Raw genomic sequence first — 20,790 nt, 5'->3', positions numbered from 1 at the left:
GCTCCTTGATGACGCGGATTGTCGACTTGCTGGGTGCCCAGACCACGCTGTCGTTCGAGTTTTTCCCCCCGGCCGACGAGGTTGCCGCCAAGCAACTGGAGAAGACACTGGATGAGCTGGCTGGGTTGTCGCCCTCATTCGTGTCGGTGACCTGCGGGGTGGGGGGCGATGGCCACGACCGCACCCGCGACATCGTGACCGACATCTGCCGGGATCGGCCCTTCCCGGCCATGGCCCATCTGACCTGCGTGGGCCATACCAGACAGGGTGTCGCCGCCCTGCTGGACGACTATGCCGCCGCCGGGGTGGTAAACATCTTGGCCCTGGCCGGCGACCCGCCCGACGGGTCAGCCATCAGCGGCGACTTCCGCTACTCCTTCGAGCTGGTGGAGGTGATCCGGGAACATCCGGCTGACTTCAGCGTGGGAGTGGCCGCCCACCCCGAGGTCCACCCCCGGTCGACTGATCGAGCCTCCGACCGGGCGTTTCTGGCTAGCAAGTTGGGCCAGGCCGACTTCGCCATCACCCAGTTCTTCTTCGACCCCGCCGACTACACCCAGCTGCGCAACGAGCTGGCCGACTTGGGGTGCCATCGCCCAGTGATCCCCGGCGTCATGCCCGTGATCTGGCCCAAGAGCATCCACCGCTATGCCGCTATGAATGGCTCCACGGTTCCCGAGGATCTGTTCACCCGACTCGAATCGCTGCCCGCCCCCAACCGCATAACCGCCGCCGCCGAAGCCGCCGCCGAGCTAGCCCAATCGCTGCTAGACGCCGGCGCCCCCGGCATCCACCTCTACACGCTGAACCGGGCAGAAGCAACAACCCTGATTGCCGAGTTGCTCAGCCACTAGTGGCGGAAGTGGCGCTCGCCGGTGAACACCATTGACATGCCGTGCTCGTTGGCGGCGTCGATTACTTCTTGGTCGCGTACTGAGCCGCCGGGTTGGATGACGGCGGCGCAGTCGGCTTCGGCGGCGGCATCGAGGCCGTCGCGGAAGGGGAAGAAGGCGTCGCTGGCGCAGGCACCACCGGCGGCCCGGCCGGCGGCCTTCTCAGCCGCGATGCGCCCGGCGTCACGGCGGTTCTGCTGGCCCGCGCCGATGCCCACCGCCTGGCGGTCTTTGGCCAGCACAATGCAGTTGGATCCCACCCGGGCCGCCACCCGCCAGGCCAACTCCAAATCGGCCCACTGTTCGTCGGTAGGAGCCCGCTCGGTGACCACCTGCCAAAAAGAGCGGTCCATGGTGACGATGTCGGGGGTTTGCACCAGGGCAGTGCCCCCGAGGGTGCGGACTTCTAGCTCCGCAACCTCGGGCGGCGGGGCGTGGAGTACCCGCAAGTTCTTCTTCTTGCCCAGCAGGGCCAGCGCGGCCTCCTCGTATTCGGGGGCGATGAGCACCTCGGTGAACACGTCGGCCATGGCCTCAGCCATCTCGACAGTGACCGGGCGGTTCACGGCCACGATCCCCCCGAAGGCCGACACCGGATCGCACTCGTGGGCCCGCCGATAGGCGGTGGCGATGTCGTCGGCCACGACCGCCCCGCACGGGTTGGCATGCTTTATCACCGCGGCGGCCGGGTCGTCGCCCAGCGAGTGGGCCAAACGCCAGGCGGCATCGGCGTCGAACACGTTGAGGTACGACATGGCTTTGCCCTGAAGCTGGGTTGCCTCATCCCACCAGCTCGACTGGCCGGCGATCCGATAGCGGGCCCCGGCCTGGTGGGGGTTCTCGCCGTAGCGCAACACCTCTTGGCGCTCCAAGGTCAGCGCCACGGTGGGGGGAAGCTCCTCGTCGTCGGCGTCTGACAGCCAGTCGGTTATGGCCGCGTCGTAGGCGCTGGTGTGAGTGAACGCGATGCGGGCCAGCCGCCGCCGGGTCGCATCAGAGAGCGTGCCGTCAGTCTCCAATTCGTCGAGCACTGCTAGGTAGTCGTCGGGTCGTACCACTACGCCGACCCGCTCGTGGTTCTTGGCTGCGGCCCGGACCATGGCCGGTCCTCCGATGTCGATCTGCTCAACCGAGGGGTCGGAACCGAAGGGGTAGAGGTTGCTCACCACCAGATTGATGGGGACAATCCCCCGATTATCCATGTCCTCAACGTGACCGGGATTCGTCATGTCGGCCAACAGGCCCCCGTGGATCGCGGGATGGACGGTCTTGACCCGGCCGTCCATCATCTCGGGAGCCCCGGTCACTTCCTCCACCGGGATGACCGGGATCCCGGCGTCAGCCAGCGCTCGTGCGGTTCCACCGCTGGAGATGATCTCCCACCCCAGGGCCACCAGCCGCTGGGCCAGATTGATTACTCCGGTCTTGTCATACACCGACACCAACGCCCGAGGAGGGCGCTCAGCTCCCTGGCTCATAAGACATGCCCTCGGTTGATGATTTCCTGGATAGTGCGAATGTACAGGTCGCGTTCCACCGTTTTGATGCGCTCATGCAGCGTGTCCACCGTGTCGTCGGGCTCCACAGCAACGGGGTGCTGGGCCAGGATCGGCCCGGCGTCCACCTCCAGAGTGGCCACGTGTACCGTGCAGCCGGTGACCTTCACCCCGTACTCCAGGGCGTCCTCCACCGCGTGCCAACCCGGAAAGGCGGGCAACAGCGACGGGTGGGTATTGAGTATGCGCCCCCCATAGGCGTCCTGCATCGGCTGATCCAACACCGTCCCAAACCCCGCCATGGCCACCAACTCGATCCCCTCGGCCTGGAGGCGCTCGGTCACCCTCCGGGTGTAACCCACCCGGTCGAAATCAGCCTCAAAGCAATCCCGCTCCACCAACACACACATCAGCCCATGATCGGCGGCCACCTTCTCCGCCCCACAAGCCCGGTCCACCATCACCAACGAGATTGGCAGCCCCCTGCGGGCCATGGCATCAAGAATCGTCCCACTCCCCGACGCCAACACCGCTAGTCGCATCGGGCCGAACCTACCACCCGCCTCGTGGGCTGCTCGGGATGTCTTTTGGCCAGTCGTTTCGCCCCTTCGGTCAGAGGGCGGCGACCACCTCGTCCATGATGTCGCCGGCCTCGCTGGGGCTCTGGCCGATGCGGACTCCGGCGGCGGCCAAGGCGTCCATTTTGGCCTGGGCGGTGCCTTTGCCCCCCGACACGATGGCGCCGGCGTGGCCCATCTTCTTGCCCGGCGGAGCGGTGAGACCGGCGATGTAGGCCACCACCGGCTTCGAGACATTGGCGGCGATGAACTCAGCGGCCTCCTCCTCGGCCGAGCCGCCGATCTCGCCGATCATCATCACCGCTTCGGTCTCGGGGTCTTCCTCGAAGGCGGCCAGGCAATCGATGAACGAAGTGCCCGGCACCGGGTCGCCGCCGATACCCACGCAGGTGGTGCAGCCGATGTCCTTTTGCTTCAGCTCATACAGTGCCTGGTAGGTGAGGGTGCCCGAGCGGCTCACTATCCCCACCGGGCCGCCCTCCTTGGCGATGTGGCCGGCGGTGATGCCGATGTTGGCCTTGCCGGGGCTGATGAGACCGGGACAGTTGGGGCCGAGCAGCCGCACACCCGGGTAGTCGGCCTTGAGCTTGTTGTAGAAGTAGGCCTCGTCGTGCATGGGCACGCCCTCGGTGATCACCACGATCAGTTCCACCCCGCCCTCGGCGGCCTCGAGCACTGCGCTGCGCACCCCGGCGGCGGGGATGAACACGCACGACACGTTGGCCCCGGTGGCCTCAACGGCATCGGCCACTGTGGCGAAGATGGGCACGCCCTCCACGTCGGTGCCCGCCTTCTTGGGATTGGTTCCGGCCACCACCTGGGTGCCGTAGTCCCGGTTCAGCATGCCGTAGTACCGGCCCTGGCTCCCGGTGAGGCCCTGGTAGACCACCTTGGTGTTCTCGTCGACGAAGATGCTCATGACCCGGCTCCTTCCGCCAGGGCGACGGCTTCTCGGGCTGCTTCCAGCATGGTGGGCGCCATCATGAGCCGATCGCTCAGATGAGGCTCCAGCAGCGCTCGGCCCTCATCCGCGTTGGTGCCGTCGAGGCGGATAACGATGGGCGAGGCGATATCCACCCGGTTCATGGCCTCGATGATGCCGTTGGCCACCTCCTCGCCCCGGGTGATGCCCCCGAAGATGTTGATGAAGATCGACTGCACGTCGGGGTCGTTGTTGATCACTTCCAGCGCCCCGGCCATCACATCGGCATTGGCGCCGCCCCCGATGTCCAGGAAGTTGGCCGGTTTGCCGCCCACCTGGTTCACCACGTCCACCGTGCTCATGGCCAGTCCGGCGCCGTTGGCGATCACCCCAACCGAGCCCTCCAGACCCACATATTGGAGGCCCTTGGCGTGGGCAGCAGCCTCCCGCTCGTCGCGGGGCTGGGTGGCGTCGAACGGGGCCAGGTCGTGGCGGAATCCGGCGTTGCCGTCGAGGGTTACCTTGGCGTCGAGCACATGCACCTTCCCCTCGGGAGTCACGATCAGCGGGTTGATCTCCACCAGGTCGGCGTCGCCAGAGGTGTAGGCCTCGTACAGCTTCAACAGCATCTCTACCGTTTGGTCAGTGACGTCGGGGTTGAGGTTGGCGGCCAGCACCCACTGGCGGCACTGGTCCTCGGTGAGGCCGTGTACCGGGTCGACCCAGATCTTGGCGATGGCGTCGGGGGTCTCCTCGGCCACGGCCTCGATCTCCACCCCGCCCTCGGCCGACAGCATCCCCAGGTGCTTCTTGGCCGACCGGTCGAGGGTGAAGCTCACGTAGTACTCCTCGGCGATGTCGGAGGCCTTCTCGATCCACAGGTTCTCGACGATGTGGTCCCGGATGTCGAGGCCCAAGATGTTCGACGCATGGGTGCGGACGGCGTCGATGTCGGCAGCAAACTTCACACCCCCGGCCTTGCCCCGACCGCCGGTGTGTACCTGGGCCTTCACCATCACCGGCGTTCCCAATCGCTCCGCAGCAGCCACCGCGTCGTCCACGGTGGTGACCGCCTCACCGGGCGACACCGGCATGTCATACGACGCGAAGAACTGTTTTCCCTGATATTCGAATAGATCCACGGGCTCCCCAATGCAGCGCGATGGCCAAGTTTGCGGTGTGATTCGACGATGGTTCGTACCGCCGTTGCTTCGCCGCGATACTAGGAGCAACACCGTCTGTGGGAGCGAACCGAGGAAGGACTCGTGCCTGTCGCATCTGGCCCCAAGATCACGCCGCTGCGAGCGGTTGTCTACTCCGTGATCAGCATCGGGCTGGGGGTGGGCTTGGTGTTCGCCGTGGTGTCGCTGGCCGGGTCCGATCAGATCGAGGTGAAGTTGGGCGACGACGACTTCAACGCCGGCGACGCCGAGAACCTGGCCGCCGAGATCACCGAGCGGGGCCCGGTGCCGTGGGCCCCGCTGAGCCGGGGGCGCAGTATCTGGATCAACCACATCGGCCACAATCCCGAGAAGGGCTGGTTTGCTTTCGACGTGCAGTCGCCCGGGGCGAGCGGCGACTGCGTGGTGGATTGGGACGCCGACCGACGGCTGTTTGTGGACACCTGCGATCCCATGCTGGTGTACTCGGCCACCGGGGAGGGCCTGACCCAATTCGGGGTGTGGGTGGACGACGGCGACCTCATCGTGGACGTGAACGCCAACGACGGCCCCTGAGCAGTATCCGCAAAACCTGCCGCTTTTACACCCTCACCGCAACCCTGTCAAGCGTCAAAACACGACAAAACTTGTCGTGTTTTGACACCCATTTTGCTCCCATGCGAATTCGACTCCCGGTATCTTCAAATGACAGCTACACCTGGTCGGAGTCCTGCCCGCAGGATTCCGCCGCACAGCCAAGACACAGGAGGAAAAGATGAGAATCCACCGCCATTTCCGACAAGCCAAGACGAGGGCCATGGCCGCTATTGCCCTTTGCCTGCTCGCAGCCATATTGACCCCCGTGGCTTCTGCGGAACCCGCTCTGGACAACGCGACCAGTTGCGGCAGTGTCGGAAGCGCCAGCGACAGCGCTGGCGGCAACGGCCCCGGCCCGACAGGACCGGTTGATGGCAGCTCTGTTGCAACGAATGGATCTGTCGGGCAGGTCGCAGAAAAATCCACCTACGACGATGCCGCGCTGAAGATCTTGGACGAGCATACCGAGTTGTTGCGCCAGTCTGACGGCACAGATCCGGCCACCGTTGAGGGCAAGCTGGAATCCGACTGCGGAGTGGCTTTCATACTCGAAGGCACTCAAAAGCAAATCGGCGCCGTCGGGATAACCGGGCTTCAAATCTAGGGAATACGGACATCACTGGAACCAGCTAGGTATTGGGTTCAACGATGGTGTCGACAAAAGCGAGAGTAATCGCTCTTTACTCTAGTGCATTATTAGGTGCTTCTTTGAGTGAAATAGAGGTTTGCAGGATTGGTCTGTGGGGATGCGAACCGCTTCGAGGGGCTTGGGTCGTTGTCGGAGGAGCGGCACCTATGCTTGTCATCTTGATTCTCACTCCAATGAGCAAAAGACTGCTTGTATTCACCAGCTTAGCGGTCGGGCTAACGTTGCTACTTCTTGGAATCAGGTCTGCACATTCTGAAGGATCGCTTACCTGGGCCGGGCATCATCTCGCACTACTTTTGTTTGGAACTAGTGGCGCAGTTGTCATAATGGTCTGCCTTTTACCCAATCGAGAAGAAGCAACACCCATTCCTGCAACGTTGAATCATCCGGAGCCTCACATTCGTTCCCCGATTCCTCGATTACTTTCGTTGAAAGAGAAAATTCTTTACCTCTTCACTGGAGCATTGACAGGAGGCTTTTTGGGGGTACTTTTGATTCGAGGTTCCGAAAATAATAGATCGTCATGGGATTATTACGTAATTTCAATGAGCGATTTACCGCTTCTATTGATTAGCATAGTTGGCGGCAGTGCACCTCCAGTGCTCATACTTCTTTCACAACTTAAGCTGTACAAAACTGGAGCGATTCTGTTGAGTTTTGTAGTTGCTTCTTTCGTGCTGGGATTGAGTCTTATATATGGAGAATTTGATTCATTGTTTGGCCATTATAGACTAGGATATTTTGGCCTTTGGTTTGCAGGAATTCTCATCGCTCTTGCCGCACTGTTCTTGCAGAACTACTCTGCAAGGCGCGCTCTTAAGCAGGATACGATCTCGACGCGATGTCGCGATGGGTGGTGACCCAGCCTTGGGCGACGGCGAATGCCACGCCTTCGGTGGTGCTAGCGACACCGAATTGGTGCCACATTTCAGCGAGTATACGCTGGACGTGACGCTCGGAGTATCCGAGGCGTTTGGCGAGGCTGGCAAGTCTCTCGCCGTTGGCAAGGCCTTGCAGGCAGGCAAACTGCATGTCGTCGGGTGCAATCGTCGAGTTGAATCGGCAATACCGAGCCACGGCGGATGCCGCAGCGCGCAACTGCTCCACAGCATCTGGGCGCATCAGCTCGACGAGCTTCTCGTAGTGGATCACTTCCGGTATGTGTCCGATATGAAAAGGACTCGCTGGTATTTCCTGTTTCGCGCAATCAGGATCTTCGCCGATCGCGGCAGCAACCGTACTCAGATACCTAGCCATATTCTCCCAATCGCCAAGGATCGATTCATCGGGCAGAACAGAGTGCATAAGCCAAGCACAGCGCTCATAGGAGTCGGCCACCTGCCGCAGTAATTGCGCGGGCAGCGTCTCTTTCCACACCTTCTGGGCCTTGCGCTGTAGCTCCGCACCCCAGATATCGCTCTGCTCGCCGGGTCCATGCCCCAATCGGTGAGCATCCGCAACACACCCTGCGAAACGGACAATCCTCACCGCAAACGAGCCGACCGAACCCCACTGCGCCCGGCTCAACTCCACGACGCCACCGTAACAAGCCCGCGCACGCCAAGTCCCTTGCGACAGGGGGTCAGTGCGATTGACCGTCAGACCTTTTCGAGGCGGGCGAAAGAGGCCATGAGCACTTTGGAGCCGGCGGTGGTGAAGTTGACAGTGATCTCGGCGTTGCCGCCGGTCCCCTTCACGTCGGTGACCACCCCGAGGCCGAAGGTGGCGTGGTTCACGTCGTCGCCCACCACCAGGTGGACCGGGTTGGGGTCGGCTTCAACCGGGGTGCGAGCGGCCAGGGCGGCGTCCACCACCCGTTCCCGCCCGGCGAAGGTACGGGCTTCCTGGTCGGTGTCTTGGCCATAGCCAGACTGGCGATAACGGGTTCGGCTGCTGCCCCGATTGTCAACCAGCTCTTCGGGAATCTCCTCCAAGAACCGCGACGGCGCGTTGTACATCGAGGCGCCGTGGACATTTCGGGTCCAGGCATGGGTCAGATACAGCCGCTGGCGAGCCCGGGTGATGCCCACATAGGCCAGGCGGCGCTCCTCCTCCAGTTCGTCGGGCTCGGTGATCGAGCGGATGTGGGGGAATATGCCCTCTTCCATGCCGATCAAGAACACCACCGGATACTCCAGGCCCTTGGCCGAGTGCAGGGTCATAAGCGTCAGCATGGAATCGTCGGCCATCTCGTCGGTGTCAGACACCAGGCTGACCAGCTCGAGGAAGTCGCTCACGTTGTCGCTTTCTGAGGCCACGCTTATCAGCTCGTCGAGGTTCTCAAGCCGACCCTGGGCCTGCACGCTGACATCGGTTTCCCCCGTGGTCTCGCTGGCCGCCTCGGCCTCCAGCTGGTCCAGGTACCCGCTGGTTTCCAGCAGATGCTCCAGCACCGCCACCGGTCCGTCGTCCAGCTTCTCGCGGGCCTCGGCGATCACCTTCAGAAACGCGTTGATGCCGCTCAGCGCCCGCCCCTTCACACCGGCTTCCGGGGCGTGGGTCAGGGCGTCCATCAACGTGAGTCCATGGGCATCGGCCCAGGCCGCCAGCTTGGCCACCGAACCGTCGCCCACTCCCCGCTTGGGGGTGTTCAGCGCTCGGAGCAGGCTGACTGCGTCGCCGGGATTGACCGTCACCCGCAGATAGGCCAGCGCGTCCTTGATCTCCCGGCGGTCGTAGAACCGGGTGCCGCCGATTAGCTGGTAGGGCACACCGGCCTCCATGAGCAGCTCCTCCACCACTCGGCTCTGGGCGTTGGTGCGGTAGAAGACGGCCATCTCATCCCAGCGGCACTGCTCGTCGTCGTGGAGTCGGTATGCCTCCCGCACCACCCAGCGGGCCTCATCGTACTCATCGGAGGCGCAGAAGCGGACGATGCGCTCACCGTCGGATTGGTCGGACCACAGGTTCTTGGGCTTGCGAGCCAGGTTGTTGGCGATCACTGCATTGGCCGCGCTGAGGATGCGCTGGGTGGAGCGGTAGTTCTGCTCCAGCAGCACCACGGTGGCGTCCTCGAAGGCCCGCTCAAACTCCAAGATGTTGCGGATGTCGGCTCCCCGGAAGCGGTAGACCGACTGGTCGGCATCGCCCACCACGAACACGTTTCGGTGCTCTCGGCCCAAGAGCAGCACGAGCTGATTCTGCACGCTGTTGGTGTCCTGATATTCGTCCACCAGCACGTGCTCGAAGCGGCGGCGGTAGCGGTCGAGCACATCGGGCTGTTGGCGGAGCAGGTTCACGGTGGTGCCCAAGAGGTCGTCGAAGTCCATGGCCCCGGCCCGGCGAAGGCGCTGCTGGTACTCGTCGTAGATCTCGCCGATGCGGCGCTCGAACACATTGGCCGCCTGGTCTTTGTACTGGGATACGCCGATCATCTCGTTTTTGGCCGCGCTGATGGCGGCGTGAATCGACCGGGGGGGCATCTGCCTGGGGTCGAATCCGAAATCGTTGAGGATGTAGCGGGTGAGCCGCACCGAATCGGCCTGGTCGTAGATGGTGAAGCTGGAGGGGAAGTCGATGGCCTCGTGCTCGTAGCGCAGAATGCGGGCGCAGGCCGAGTGGAAGGTGCTCACCCACATCTTGTCGGCCACCGGGCCGACGAGGGCGCCCACCCGGTGCTTCATCTCATGGGCCGCCTTGTTGGTGAAGGTGATGGCCAAGAGGGCGAACGGGGAAACGCCCAGTTCGTCGATGAGATAGGCGATGCGGTGCGTTAGCACGCGGGTCTTGCCCGATCCGGCGCCGGCGACCACCAAAATGGGGCCGCCGGGATGGGTGACCGCGTCGATTTGGGCCGGGTTCAGGCCCTCGGTGAGCGCGGTCGACGGCATTGACTCACACTACTGACAGCCCGGGCCTCGACTACATCACGAAGTTCTGCGCTAGGAAAATGGCCCACACGCTCATCAAAAAAGCCGCCAAGGTCCCATAATGCAGTCGGGCCTGTCGGGCCAGCTTCATTTCCACAAAGCTCCGCAATTCCACATTCGCGGCCCGAAACTCGCTGGCCAGCGCCTCCAACCCGGCCTTCAGGACTTCAATGTCGGCCTTCATAGCCAACTGGTCAGCCCGCAGGACTTCAATGTCGGCCTTCATAGCCAACTGGTCAGCCCGCAGGACTTCAATGTCGGCCTTCGTGGCCAACTGGTCGCGGCCCTCGGGCAGTGTGCATGCCATCAGCGTCTCCGCTGCCTCTTTGCCGATCGTTTCCGACAACCTGCCCACCAACTCCATCCGCTCGATCTCGCTCACCGGCATCTCGATGCTCCTTCACTCGTATAACCAGGAAGGGCACCCCTTTGAGCCGGTGCCGAATGCTCTTCGCACCCTACCTCTGCCCCTGCACCATCACAACCACTCAATGCCATCGCGCGCCGTTCGACCCTGCTCACGGTCGACCACGGGTAAGGTCGCTCGGATGCGGAAGTTTCGATTTGGGGTGCAGGCTCGGGGGTTTGCGGACGCTGGGGAATGGCGGGAGTTGGCTCGACGGGCGGAGGGGTTGGGGTATGACGTCTTCAGCTTGCCTGACCATTTCGACCAGGGGCCGGCGCCGATGGTGGCACTGGCCTTTGCCGCTGAGGCCACCACCACGCTGCGGCTGGACGCCGACCAGGCACTGGCGTCGCCCCACAGCATGATCGGAACCGTGGAAGAGGTGGTGGACAAACTGGTTCGCCAGCGAGAGGAGCTGGATATCAGCTACATCGGCCTGTCGATCGAGTCCATGGAAGACATGGCCCCAGTTGTGGCCCGCCTAGCCGGAACCTGAGTTTGCCTTATCGGTGTTCCGGTCCAGCCCATTAGTGTTACTTCCCCTATGTCTGAGGTAGAGGCCACTGCCGAGGAACTTGTGGACGAGCCTGAACCTGCCGCGGAGCTAGATACCGAAACCGAAGCCGTCACCGAAGAAGCCGAGGCCGAGCCAACCCCCGAAGTCGCCGAAGAACCCGAGGCCGAAGAACCACAAGTGCCCGCCGCGGGTGCAGAGGAACCGAAACCAGAGGCGCCACCGGGGGAGCCAGCATCGCCGACGGTGGACGGGCTAACCGGCGGGACCATCGTGTCCGGGACGGTCAAGACCAAAGCTCCCCACGAAATCGAGCTGGATCTGGGCGGGGACCGCACTGGGGTCATCAGTCAGCGCTACTGGGGCGACGATCCGGCCGCCGATCTAACCCGGGAGTGCGTGCTGGGCGAGGTGGTCAACGCCGCCGTGCTGGTGCGGGAGGACCACAAGGGCCGCATCGTGCTGTCTCGGCTGTGGGCCATGCAGCAGATTGCCTGGGTGGATATCGCGCGAGCTGCCGCCGCCAACGAGGCCGTCACCGGCACTATCACCGCCGTAGTCAAAGGCGGCCTCTCATGCGACGTGGGGGTGCGAGGGTTCATTCCGTCGTCGCTGATCGATGTGGAGCCGGTGGAGAACCTCCAGGCGCTGGTTGGCCGGGAGGTGCAGTGCAAGGTGGTTGAAGCCGATCAGGTGTCGGGCCGCCTGGTGCTGTCCCGCAAAGCGGTGGTCCGAGCCGAGCAGCGCAAGGCGGCCAAAGCCTTCATGGAGACCATGTCGGCAGGCGACGAGTACACCGGCAAGGTGGTGGACATCCAGGACTTCGGTGCGTTCGTGGACATCAACGGCGTGCGGGGCCTGGTCCACACCACCGAGATGGGCTGGAAACGGGTGCAGCATCCCAACGAGGTGGTGAGCGTGGGCGATGAGGTGCAGGTGAAGGTCAAGTCGATCCAAAAACCCAAGCAGCGGGTGAACCTCACCATGAAGCTCACCCCCGACCCGCTGACTGCTCTCGAGGTGGGCGGTCTGATGACCGGCCGGGTGACCCGATTGGCCGACTTCGGCGCCTTCGTAGCCGTCAACGACGAGATCGAGGGCCTAGTCCACATCACCGAGATGGCCGAGTACCGGGTGTATCACCCCGAGGAGATCGTCCTCCCCGGCGAAGAGGTCTGGGTCAAAGTCCTAGCCGTCGATCGCAAGCGCCGCCGAGTAGACCTCTCCATCTCCCAAGCCATCGCCGGCTAGAGGCGCTTCCCTGGCGAATAATCGAAAAGATTTCGTTTTTTCGAATAATTTTTGGAGTATCCTGCCGACGCTGGCCATTGAGGGAGGACACCAAACATGTCTGGAGCAGTCGGAGTACGCCACTGGTCGCACGTGATCATTCATCCGGTGGACGTGGATGCCTCGCTGGAGTTCTACACCAAACTGCTGGGCTACGAAGTCTTGTCCGACGAGACCATCTCAGGACCGGGACTTGACGCCATCGTGGGCCGAGAGAGGGTCCAGGGGCGGGTCGTGGTCGGCCTGGTCGGAGGCCAGAAGGTGGAGTTCGTTTATCTCGGCGACCCAGACCTGGGCGGCTTTCAAGACAATGAGCGCGGCTTGCGGGGCTTCACCGTCCGAGTGGCCGATATCCACGAAGCAGCAGACGCCTGCACCGCCCACGGTGTTCCGATCCTCAGCGGGCCGTCGGAGATCAAGGGATTCTGGCAGTTCATGATCATGGACCCCGACGGCGTTGCGATCGAGATCTCCCAACCGCCGCCCGGCGTTGAATTGTCTGGACCGCTGTCATGAGCGAGCAGAGCCAGCAAGGGTCTAGCCCCGTTGCGCTGGTTACCGGAGCCAGCCGGGGAATCGGTCGGGCCAGCGCACTAGCCCTGGCTGACGCCGGTTTCGACGTCGCCATCACCGCCCGGACGGTGCGGGAAGGCGAGGGAACGGTCGCGCCGCCCACGTCGGATGGCGGAGGCGACGTGACCGTTCCCGGAAGCCTGGAGACGACTGCCGCGGAGATCACTGAGCGGGGCCAGCGATCCCTGCCCATCACCATGGATCTGCTGTCTGAGGAGTCGGTGCGGGCCGCGGCTGAAACAGCCCTCGATGCCTGGGGCCGGGTCGACGTTCTGGTGAACAACGCCATCTGGAGCGGCCCGGGCCTCCTCGACCCGGTAGGAGTACTCGATCTCGAAGCCCTCGACACCGCGTTTACCGCCAATGTGCTGCGCCAGGTGCTTCTCACGCAACTCATCCTGCCGTCGATGATCGAGCGGGGATCGGGGCTCATTCTGAATCTGACCTCGTCGGCCGGCCAGGTTGACGATCCCCCCTATCAGGTGGTCGAGCTGAAGATGCTCGGCTTTGCCCATTGCGCCTCCAAGGGCGCCTTCCACCGCATGGTGCCGCTGCTGCAAGCCGAGCACGAGTCTGACGGGATCACCGCGGTCAACATCGACCCCGGCTTCACCTGGACCGAGACCATGGCCGCGCTCGACCTGCACAATTTCGGCGGTGCGCCCCCCGAGGCCACTGGGAAGGTGGTGGCCTGGCTGGCCGAGGAACCCGAGCGAGCAGCCCAATGGCGGGGACGCACCCTGAACTCCCTGGAGTTATGCGCCGAACTCGGCCTAGTCGAGGGTTGGCCGCCGGGGAATGGACCATGAGGGACTGTTACCTTGAATTCTGACCCGACCGAAAGAGTCCTCGGTTTGGACGAATCTGAGAACCCTGAAATCCCGCCGACGATTCACCTCCGGAGCCTTCTTCCGAGCCTGACGCCGAAGCTGGCGGTGGTGGCCGAGGAGATCCTGGCCGACCCGGCCATCGTGGTCCGCCAATCGGTGTCGGAGCTGGCCCAGCGCACCGGGACTTCGATGTCGACCATTGTGCGCCTGTGCCAAGAGCTCGGGCTTCGGGGATTCCAGGATCTGAAGCTTCGACTAGCCGCCGAAGTATCGACGACTGGCGTCACCGACCCGTCAGAAAGCGACGACCGCGAGTCGATTCTCTCCAAGGTGCTCTCCTCAACCGTCGACGCCATCAGCCACACGCAACACACGCTGGACAGGGCCAGCTTCCACCAAGTCTCCGAATTGCTGGTCAACGCCCGCTCGATCATCTTCCTCGGTGCGGGAGCCAGTGCCGCGGTGGCGTTCGACGCCGCATTTCGATTCCGTACGCTGGGTCACCGAGCCGAGTTCCACAACGACTCGCATATGCAGCTCACCGCGGCCCGTTTCCTTCGACCGGGAGACGTGACGCTGGCAATCAGCCACTCTGGGTCTACCAGCGAGACACTGACCGCACTCGAAGCGGCCTCAAGTGGGGGGGCCCATACCGTGGCCGTCACGACGTTCGCCCGATCGCCGCTGTCAGAACTCGCCGACCACGTCTTGCTGGCCGGCGGAACTGAGTCGGAGTTTCGAATTGCCGCCGTTTCCAGTCGGCTGGCCCACCTGGCCGTGGTCGACGCCTTGTTCGTTGCCGTGGCACGACTGCGGCCCGAGCGAGCCCGCGCCGCTCAGGAGCTGTGGAGTGACATGATCGCCGAACACCGGCTGAGCCCTCCGTGGGCCACCCGGCGAGATTCTGCCGACTGACTCACGCTTCCAACAGCAGCTCCCGTAGAGCATCGACCTCGGCCAAGGAGAGTGAGAGCTGGTCCTGGGCGTAGGCCTCGATGCCCCCGAACTCACCGTCGATCACGTCGAGCGCCAGCTCGATGTAGTCAGATTTTGCCAATCCCAAGGCCAAGAGCACATCGCGTGACTCCTCGGGGTATTCGGCCAGCCGAAGCTGGAACGTGCTGGACTGCTCAGTCAGCCGATCATTGGTCAGCAAGTAGTCCTCGACTATCTGATCGCGGTCGACTCCGAGGATCGACAAGATGACCGCAGCCGCCACACCAGTCCGGTCTTTGCCCCCCGCGCAATGAAACAGGACCGGGGAACGGCCAAGGATCGAGCGGATCAGCGTGGTGAACGCCGGAATGCCGGCTTCAGCACTGCGCCCATAGGAATCGAGGAGAATCTGGTGAGCGTGCTCCCGGGTCAGCTCCCCGGCAACCAGCGACTCCATCACCTCGCCCGCAGTTTGGTCCCCTCGAGCGAAGGGAGCCGATACAACAGCAGCCCCTCGGGGGACCCTCGAAGGTCGAGCGTCGGCTTCTTTGGGATCTCGGAAGTCAACGATGGTCTGAACCGACCGCTTTTCAAGTTCAGCCAGGTCGAGGGCGCTGAGATCGGCAAGGTCGTCGGATCGATAGACGAGGCCGAATCTCACTTGCTGGCCGTTCGCGGTGCTCATACCGCCGAGGTCTCGGACATTGAGAGCGCCGTCGAAGTGAAGAATCCGGCGAAGCTGTAGCGGCGTCTGACTGGCAGCGCCATCGGGTTTGCTGGAGGCAGGGGGCATGGTCCTCACCAAATTCAAAGGTTGGATCGGGTGATGGCCCGATTATCTGTTCCCAGATAGCTGGCAATGACAAGGGGGTCGGAACGCACCTGTTCGGGGGTTCCGTCGGCGATCACCTGGCCCGCTTCCAAGCAGTAGACATGGTCGCTCACGCTCATGATCAGCGGCATGTCGTGCTCGATGATGAGCATCGACGACTGAAGCTCGTGGTTGATGCTCACCAGCAGCGGGCCGAACGCCTCGGCCTCACGCTGTGCGACCCCGGCGGTTGGCTCATCGAGGCACAGCAGGTGAGCGTCGAGGGCCAGGAGGCCGCCGACCTCCACGATTCGCCGCGTCCCGGTCGACAGATCGCCCACATAGGAGTCGCCGTAGCGGCCCAAACCCAAGAAGTCGATAATCTCGTCGGCGGCCGCCCTTTGCGCCCGGGAGATCCTGGCCGAAGGCGGCAGGCCTGCGGCGGCGGCCAGAATCGGAGTGCGATCCCGGGCTTCGAGGGCGACTTGCACGGTCTCGCGCACGGTGAGCTCGGGGAACAGCGTCGCCCCCTGGAACGTCCGCCCCAATCCGAGCAGTGCCCGGCGGTGTGGAGCCAGGCGGCTGATCTCCGTTCCGTTGAGACGCACTTCGCCGCCAGACGGCACGAATCCTCCGACGGCGTTCATGAACGTCGACTTGCCCGCGCCGTTGGTGCCGATGAGCCCGACGATGCGGTTGTGGGGAACAGATAGCGATGCGCCACTCAAGGCCTGGTTTCCCCCGAACGCCACGCTCAAGTTGTGCGTTTCGAGAACCGCCTCGCCGGTGTCGGCGCTAACCCGATGCGATGCCGGGAGCTGAACCGAGCCCCGGGCCCCCTTCGGCGGCCTCGACAGGCCGTAGCGGTTCTCCGCCCATCTCAGCCCCGACGACCGCCACGAATAGAGGATCTGGACGAAGCCGCCAGGGAAGTACATCACCACCAGCAAGAGCCCGATACTGGATGTGAACAGCGCCACCACACTGCTGTCGTCGAACAGCGACGGGAGTCCCTCGATCCAAAGGGCGCCAAGCACCGGCCCGATGATCGTGCCAAGACCTCCGATAACCACGATGCCGACCAGCCTGATCGAGTCGTCGACGGTGAAGAACCGCTCGGAAAGCGGGATGCTTTGGACCAAACCGGCGAGCACCGCCCCGCCGAGGCCCACGATACCGCCGGCCAGTGCGAAGGCCGACAGCTTCATGCGAGTGGGGCTAACGGTGTAGGCCGACGCGGCCTCGACGTTGTCTCGAATGGCAATGGTCCCCCGCCCGACTCCGGATCGGCGAAGCCGCGCCAAGATGAAGAGGACAACAGTGAGAAGTACCAGGCAGAAGTAGTAGTAGTTGCGCTGGCTGGCCAGGTTGATGCCGAACAAGTCGCCCCGCAAGAACGGGACGGTGCGAGCGTTGCCGTCGGTAAAAATCGGTCGCCGGAATATGTAGAGCGACGCGGCCAAGGCCAGCACCAGGGTGGTGACGGCCAGCATGAGTCCTTGCACCCGAAGAGCGCCCACGCCCACTACCGCGGCCAGCAACGCAGTAAGCAGGGGCGCGATGAACACGGCCAGCGCAAACGGTATGGGGTCGGCGTTGAAATCGATGAACCAGAAGTCCATCTCGATGCCGCGGGTTAACGCGGCGGCGGTCAGCGCGCCGATTCCGGCGAAGCTCATCTGGGCCAGCGAGACCTGGCCCGACCATCCGGTGACGACGGTGAGCGAACTGGCGCACAGCGCAAAGGCCAGAACCGACGCGTAGGCCAGATTCCGGCTCGGCTGGGTGATGATTAGCGGCAGCACAATCAACGCCAAGAGCCCGACTCCGAACCCGATCCGACTCATGTGGCGTATCCACCAGATTTGGCGGAGATGGTCGGGTACAGAGGGGACTTTCGGGGTGAACGAGAACGACTCGGTCGACAGGCGCTGGCTTCGCTGCAAAGCCACCGCGCCCAACACGGCCAGCAGCAGCAGGAATTCGAACAACCCCGGCTGCTCAAGGAAGTTGAACTGAATCGTGAACTCGATGATGCCCAGATACATGCCGGCCGCCATGGCCCGGGGAAACGAGGTCATCCCTGCGATCGCGGCGGCAACCAGGGCCCGAGCCAGAGTGGAAGCGCCAAGCCCCCCGAGGTTAGCCACGCTGCCGCTCTGCCCCGACAGCAGAACGATGGCAATCGTGGAGATGAGTCCGGCTATCACCCACACGAACGTTGAGACCACTTTCGGGTTGACGCCCGCGAGCCGGGAAAGGTCGGGGTCTTCGGCCGCGGCGGCCACGTTCTTGCCGAACCATGTGCGGTTGAGCACCAAATAGAGGCCAAGCGCCACAAGCGGGACCGCAACGAGGATGGTGAGCTGGGTACCGGAAACACGGATCCCCTTGGGCTCGCCCCCCCCCGATACCAGCGCGAGCACCCCGAAGGTCACCGCCAACCCGACGACCCATGTACTCAGCCAAGTGTTTCGCCGGCTCGAGCGGTCTTTGTGGGTACGGAGCGCCAGCAGCCCCCAGCCCACCGCGGCGATCACCGCCGGGGCAGCAAGCACCGTCCAGAGCTGGACTTCGCTCACCCCCAGTGCTTCGAACGGCCGCCAACTGGCCGAGGTCACCACCGGATAGCGTCGAATTCCCTTGACGTCGAGCTCGGGGTACGTCAGCGGGATCACCTGGCATAGCTGGGCGACCCCCACCGTGGCCACCAGCAAAATGACCCTGGGCGAGCGGAACAGCCGCCGGATGACGATGAGCTCGACGATTCCCCCGAATACCGCGCCCATCACCAGAACCAGGGCCACCGCCACCCAAAACGGGAAGTTGTATTGAAGCACGAGCAGCGGCAACAGCATTCCGCCGATCAGTCCCATGTTCCCTACTGCGAAGTTGATCACCTTCGTCGATCGAAACGTCAGCACGATCCCCATGGCCAACAGCCCAATGACGATGCCGGTGACCGCGCCGTTGAACATCACCTGGGGGTTGATTCGGCTGGCGGCGAGAACGGCCGAGAACATCGCTAGCCGCCCTCCTCTCCCAAGAACACCGCCCGGGCAATGTCGTCGCGCTCGGCCAATTCGGCGGTTCGCCCCTCGAACCGCACCTCGCCCTTCTCCAAGAAGACAGCCCGCTCGGCAATGGACAGAGCCACGTTCAAAGACTGCTCGACGATGATCATCGTCTGGCCCGTCTCCTTCAATGTCTCGACCAGCTCGAGAAGCTCAGCCACCACCCCCGGCGCCAGCCCGAGCGACAGCTCATCGATGAGCAGGATCTCGGGCTGGTGAAGCATCACCCGGGCCAGGGCCAGCATCTGCTGCTGGCCGCCGGACAGGTCGCCGGCCAACTCCTGTTGCCGGTTCTTCAGCATGGGGAACAGCTCGTACACGTAGTCGAGCCTCTGCTCCAGGGCAGCCCGATCCTGGCGGTAGTGGCCGGCGCCCACCAGGATGTTGTCGGCGATCGTCATCGACCGAAACACCCCGCCACCGCCGGGGAGCATCTGGATGCCCATGGCCACTCGCTGCTCTGGAGTGGCGAAGGTGATGGTGCGGCCGTTGAAGCGGACGATGCCCCTCTCCGGCGTGTTCAATCCGGTGACCACCTTGAGAGCGGTCGACTTGCCCGCTCCGTTGGTTCCCAAAAGGGCCAGGGTCTCGCCCTGTTGCACCTCGAAGCTGAGGTCGAACAGCACTTGCACTTGGCCATAGCTGAAGTCGACGTTGTGGAGTTGCAGCGCGGGTATGGTGGCGCCATCGGTGGCCCGACGCTGCTGCTCTTCCTCTTCTTCTTTGAGCTCGGACACCACCAGCGACAAGTCCCGCCGCATCCGGCTCGCCCCCCGCATGATGTAGAAGGCGCCGAGGGGCATGGCGATCACCGTGATCGTGATGATCGTGGACCGCTCCCCGATCTCGTCTTGCAAAAGGGAGGCGAGGAGACCACCGCCCACCGCGCCGATGGCGAACATGAAGAACAAGATGATGGCCATCCCCATGCCGCGCAGCCGGTAGGGAAGAACCGTCTGCACCGCGGGTCCGATCATCGAGAACGACGCCCCCAGAAGCGTCCCGTTCACCACTGCCCAAGCCACGAACAGATAGACGTTGGGCATGAAGTACTGGATGGGCACCGTTACCGTCAGCGGGAACAGCAGTAAGCCGAGAATGCGCAGAGCCCGGTTGGGATCGCGTTTGAACGTCTGGTCGAACCGCTTGCCGATGAACGGCAGGAACAGCAGCAGGCCGAAGGCGGTCGGCGATATGGCCAACCCCCGCTCAAAGGCGTCCAAGCCGAACTCCTCCTCCAGGAAGAAGCTCTCAATGGAACTGGCCGGAAAGAGCGCGAAGCCCAGCGCTGCCAGCGCGATGGTCATGTACCGGATGGTGTCGATACGCCAGATCCGGGTAAAGGCAGCTTCTACGGAGATCTCGATGCCGTCGTCGGTGTCGAGGCCCTTGCCGAGAACCTCGCGCTTTTCCCATTGGCCCCGCTCGGGCTCGGGTAGGCGCAGGGCATAGAACCCCATCACTGCTATGGGGATGCTGAGAACCAGATAGGCCCAGCGCCATCCCTCATCGCCCCCGGCAACTGTGGCCACCGCGCCCACCAGGATCGGACTGATCGTTCCGGCCACGCGGGAGATGCCCTTCTCCAAGGCGTACATGCGGCCCCGGATGGCAATCGGGTAGGCATCGGCCAGCAACGTAGGGTGGATGGTGAGGCTATTGGCCTTGGCGATGCCGGCGCCGAAGCGCAGCCAGAACAGCATGAATGCGCTCACCGCCAGCCCGGTGGCGAAGGAGAAGAACGAGAACACGATGGTGGCGATGGCCACGATGGGGGTTCGCCGCATGCGGTCGGCCAGCCAGCCCATGGGGGCGGCGCCAAGCATCAAGAAGGCAGCCGCCGCCACCGAGATGAAGGTGATGGTGCCGTCGGAGACGTCGAATGTTTCGGCAATGTCGGGGCCCAGAACGCTGAGCGCGACACCCTCCAGTTCGTCGAAGGCTTCGATGGCGGCCAGGGTGCCGAACGTGATCATCCCGCCCCGGCGGAGGCCGTCCCGCAGGCCCATCTCCTCAACGCCAACGCCGGGCAGCGCGGCATCCTCATACACCACATCTCGCTTGGCAGCCTGCGCGGCGTACAGCCGGGTCTCTTCGTTGTCAAGGATGGTGGAGCTCAGAAGGGAGGCGGCATCCTGATTCGGGTTGTCTGGGGCATTCCCTTCGACGGCCACGACAGATGGTTAGCACCT

At 63.6% G+C, this 20,790-nt stretch carries 19 protein-coding genes; 9 read left to right on the top strand and 10 right to left on the bottom strand.

Going from position 1 to position 20,790, the window contains the following annotated elements; all coding sequences use genetic code 11:
• Positions 1-8: 8 nt before the first annotated feature.
• Positions 9-854 carry a methylenetetrahydrofolate reductase gene (locus OXG30_15490; GenBank protein MCY4136291.1) on the top strand — a complete coding sequence of 282 codons (846 nt, stop codon included), beginning with the start codon at positions 9-11 and terminating at the stop codon, positions 852-854.
• Here OXG30_15490 and purH read toward each other — a convergent pair.
• The 4 genes from purH to sucC all read right to left on the bottom strand — a co-directional run bounded on the left by purH (position 851) and on the right by sucC (position 5,031).
• The gene (purH, locus tag OXG30_15485; protein MCY4136290.1) at positions 851-2,371 is read right to left on the bottom strand and encodes a bifunctional phosphoribosylaminoimidazolecarboxamide formyltransferase/IMP cyclohydrolase; all 1,521 of its coding nucleotides are present in this window, start codon (positions 2,369-2,371) and stop codon (positions 851-853) included. The genes OXG30_15490 and purH overlap by 4 nt on opposite strands.
• Positions 2,368-2,931: a phosphoribosylglycinamide formyltransferase gene (purN, locus tag OXG30_15480; protein MCY4136289.1), complete on the bottom strand. Its 564-nt coding sequence runs from the start codon at positions 2,929-2,931 to the stop codon at positions 2,368-2,370. The genes purH and purN overlap by 4 nt, the downstream gene beginning before the upstream one ends.
• Positions 2,932-3,001: 70 nt before the next feature.
• Positions 3,002-3,886, bottom strand: coding sequence for a succinate--CoA ligase subunit alpha (gene sucD, locus OXG30_15475; protein MCY4136288.1), 885 nt, complete (start codon positions 3,884-3,886; stop codon positions 3,002-3,004).
• Positions 3,883-5,031 carry an ADP-forming succinate--CoA ligase subunit beta gene (sucC, locus tag OXG30_15470; protein ID MCY4136287.1) on the bottom strand — a complete coding sequence of 383 codons (1,149 nt, stop codon included), beginning with the start codon at positions 5,029-5,031 and terminating at the stop codon, positions 3,883-3,885. The genes sucD and sucC overlap by 4 nt, the downstream gene beginning before the upstream one ends.
• A gap of 123 nt (positions 5,032-5,154) precedes the next feature.
• Between sucC and OXG30_15465 the strand changes: the two genes are divergently transcribed.
• The 3 genes from OXG30_15465 (at position 5,155) to OXG30_15455 (ending at position 7,155) form a co-directional block, all read left to right on the top strand.
• Positions 5,155-5,625, top strand: a complete 471-nt coding sequence (locus OXG30_15465; GenBank protein ID MCY4136286.1) for a hypothetical protein — start codon at positions 5,155-5,157, stop codon at positions 5,623-5,625.
• A 241-nt stretch (positions 5,626-5,866) separates the two neighbouring features.
• Complete coding sequence (locus tag OXG30_15460) at positions 5,867-6,250, top strand: hypothetical protein (protein ID MCY4136285.1); 384 nt, start codon at positions 5,867-5,869, stop codon at positions 6,248-6,250.
• 191 nt (positions 6,251-6,441) lie between these two features.
• Positions 6,442-7,155: a hypothetical protein gene (locus OXG30_15455; protein ID MCY4136284.1), complete on the top strand. Its 714-nt coding sequence runs from the start codon at positions 6,442-6,444 to the stop codon at positions 7,153-7,155.
• On the opposite strand, the gene OXG30_15450 is transcribed toward OXG30_15455, so the two are convergent.
• The 3 genes from OXG30_15450 to OXG30_15440 form a co-directional block, all read right to left on the bottom strand.
• Positions 7,112-7,828, bottom strand: coding sequence for a hypothetical protein (locus OXG30_15450; GenBank protein ID MCY4136283.1), 717 nt, complete (start codon positions 7,826-7,828; stop codon positions 7,112-7,114). The genes OXG30_15455 and OXG30_15450 overlap by 44 nt on opposite strands.
• A 65-nt stretch (positions 7,829-7,893) precedes the next feature.
• Complete coding sequence (locus OXG30_15445; protein MCY4136282.1) at positions 7,894-10,125, bottom strand: UvrD-helicase domain-containing protein; 2,232 nt, start codon at positions 10,123-10,125, stop codon at positions 7,894-7,896.
• A 31-nt stretch (positions 10,126-10,156) separates the two neighbouring features.
• Positions 10,157-10,552 (bottom strand): hypothetical protein, encoded by a 396-nt coding sequence (locus OXG30_15440; GenBank protein MCY4136281.1) that lies wholly within the window; start codon positions 10,550-10,552, stop codon positions 10,157-10,159.
• A gap of 160 nt (positions 10,553-10,712) precedes the next feature.
• On the opposite strand from OXG30_15440, the gene OXG30_15435 reads away from it, so the two are divergent.
• The 5 genes from OXG30_15435 (at position 10,713) to OXG30_15415 (ending at position 14,692) form a co-directional block, all read left to right on the top strand.
• The gene (locus OXG30_15435) at positions 10,713-11,066 is read left to right on the top strand and encodes an LLM class flavin-dependent oxidoreductase (GenBank protein MCY4136280.1); all 354 of its coding nucleotides are present in this window, start codon (positions 10,713-10,715) and stop codon (positions 11,064-11,066) included.
• Positions 11,067-11,114: 48 nt separating this feature from the next.
• The gene (locus OXG30_15430) at positions 11,115-12,335 is read left to right on the top strand and encodes a S1 RNA-binding domain-containing protein (protein ID MCY4136279.1); all 1,221 of its coding nucleotides are present in this window, start codon (positions 11,115-11,117) and stop codon (positions 12,333-12,335) included.
• A gap of 96 nt (positions 12,336-12,431) precedes the next feature.
• Positions 12,432-12,890, top strand: coding sequence for a VOC family protein (locus tag OXG30_15425; GenBank protein ID MCY4136278.1), 459 nt, complete (start codon positions 12,432-12,434; stop codon positions 12,888-12,890).
• Positions 12,887-13,756, top strand: coding sequence for an SDR family NAD(P)-dependent oxidoreductase (locus tag OXG30_15420; GenBank protein ID MCY4136277.1), 870 nt, complete (start codon positions 12,887-12,889; stop codon positions 13,754-13,756). The genes OXG30_15425 and OXG30_15420 overlap by 4 nt, the downstream gene beginning before the upstream one ends.
• Before the next feature lie 45 nt (positions 13,757-13,801).
• Complete coding sequence (locus tag OXG30_15415) at positions 13,802-14,692, top strand: MurR/RpiR family transcriptional regulator (GenBank protein MCY4136276.1); 891 nt, start codon at positions 13,802-13,804, stop codon at positions 14,690-14,692.
• A 1-nt stretch (position 14,693) separates the two neighbouring features.
• Here the strand turns inward: OXG30_15415 and OXG30_15410 are convergent, their stop codons facing one another.
• The 3 genes from OXG30_15410 to OXG30_15400 are packed head-to-tail and all read right to left on the bottom strand — an operon-like array spanning position 14,694 to position 20,772.
• The gene (locus OXG30_15410) at positions 14,694-15,506 is read right to left on the bottom strand and encodes a tyrosine-protein phosphatase (GenBank protein ID MCY4136275.1); all 813 of its coding nucleotides are present in this window, start codon (positions 15,504-15,506) and stop codon (positions 14,694-14,696) included.
• 14 nt (positions 15,507-15,520) lie between these two features.
• Positions 15,521-18,547, bottom strand: a complete 3,027-nt coding sequence (locus tag OXG30_15405; GenBank protein ID MCY4136274.1) for an ATP-binding cassette domain-containing protein — start codon at positions 18,545-18,547, stop codon at positions 15,521-15,523.
• A 2-nt stretch (positions 18,548-18,549) separates the two neighbouring features.
• Positions 18,550-20,772 (bottom strand): ATP-binding protein, encoded by a 2,223-nt coding sequence (locus tag OXG30_15400; protein MCY4136273.1) that lies wholly within the window; start codon positions 20,770-20,772, stop codon positions 18,550-18,552.
• Between the last annotated feature and the right edge of the window lie 18 nt (positions 20,773-20,790).

The organism is bacterium (genome assembly GCA_026708015.1).
Classification (GTDB): domain Bacteria; phylum Actinomycetota; class Acidimicrobiia; order Acidimicrobiales; family Bin134; genus Poriferisocius.
The sequence above is the reverse complement of the archived record's forward strand: the minus strand, read 5'-3'. Positions and strand labels throughout refer to the sequence as shown.

What these genes read in the sequence shown, in the direction of transcription:
- purN (MCY4136289.1), bottom strand. Translation starts at nt 2,931, where the DNA reads ATGCGACTAGCGGTGTTGGCGTCGGGGAGTGGGACGATTCTTGATGCC.
- OXG30_15425 (MCY4136278.1), top strand. Translation starts at nt 12,432, where the DNA reads ATGTCTGGAGCAGTCGGAGTACGCCACTGGTCGCACGTGATCATTCAT.
- OXG30_15420 (MCY4136277.1), top strand. Translation starts at nt 12,887, where the DNA reads ATGAGCGAGCAGAGCCAGCAAGGGTCTAGCCCCGTTGCGCTGGTTACC.
- purH (MCY4136290.1), bottom strand. Translation starts at nt 2,371, where the DNA reads ATGAGCCAGGGAGCTGAGCGCCCTCCTCGGGCGTTGGTGTCGGTGTAT.
- OXG30_15440 (MCY4136281.1), bottom strand. Translation starts at nt 10,552, where the DNA reads ATGCCGGTGAGCGAGATCGAGCGGATGGAGTTGGTGGGCAGGTTGTCG.
- OXG30_15490 (MCY4136291.1), top strand. Translation starts at nt 9, where the DNA reads ATGACGCGGATTGTCGACTTGCTGGGTGCCCAGACCACGCTGTCGTTC.
- sucD (MCY4136288.1), bottom strand. Translation starts at nt 3,886, where the DNA reads ATGAGCATCTTCGTCGACGAGAACACCAAGGTGGTCTACCAGGGCCTC.
- OXG30_15410 (MCY4136275.1), bottom strand. Translation starts at nt 15,506, where the DNA reads ATGCCCCCTGCCTCCAGCAAACCCGATGGCGCTGCCAGTCAGACGCCG.
- OXG30_15430 (MCY4136279.1), top strand. Translation starts at nt 11,115, where the DNA reads ATGTCTGAGGTAGAGGCCACTGCCGAGGAACTTGTGGACGAGCCTGAA.
- OXG30_15455 (MCY4136284.1), top strand. Translation starts at nt 6,442, where the DNA reads ATGCTTGTCATCTTGATTCTCACTCCAATGAGCAAAAGACTGCTTGTA.
- OXG30_15460 (MCY4136285.1), top strand. Translation starts at nt 5,867, where the DNA reads ATGGCCGCTATTGCCCTTTGCCTGCTCGCAGCCATATTGACCCCCGTG.
- OXG30_15445 (MCY4136282.1), bottom strand. Translation starts at nt 10,125, where the DNA reads ATGCCGTCGACCGCGCTCACCGAGGGCCTGAACCCGGCCCAAATCGAC.
- OXG30_15435 (MCY4136280.1), top strand. Translation starts at nt 10,713, where the DNA reads ATGCGGAAGTTTCGATTTGGGGTGCAGGCTCGGGGGTTTGCGGACGCT.
- OXG30_15405 (MCY4136274.1), bottom strand. Translation starts at nt 18,547, where the DNA reads ATGTTCTCGGCCGTTCTCGCCGCCAGCCGAATCAACCCCCAGGTGATG.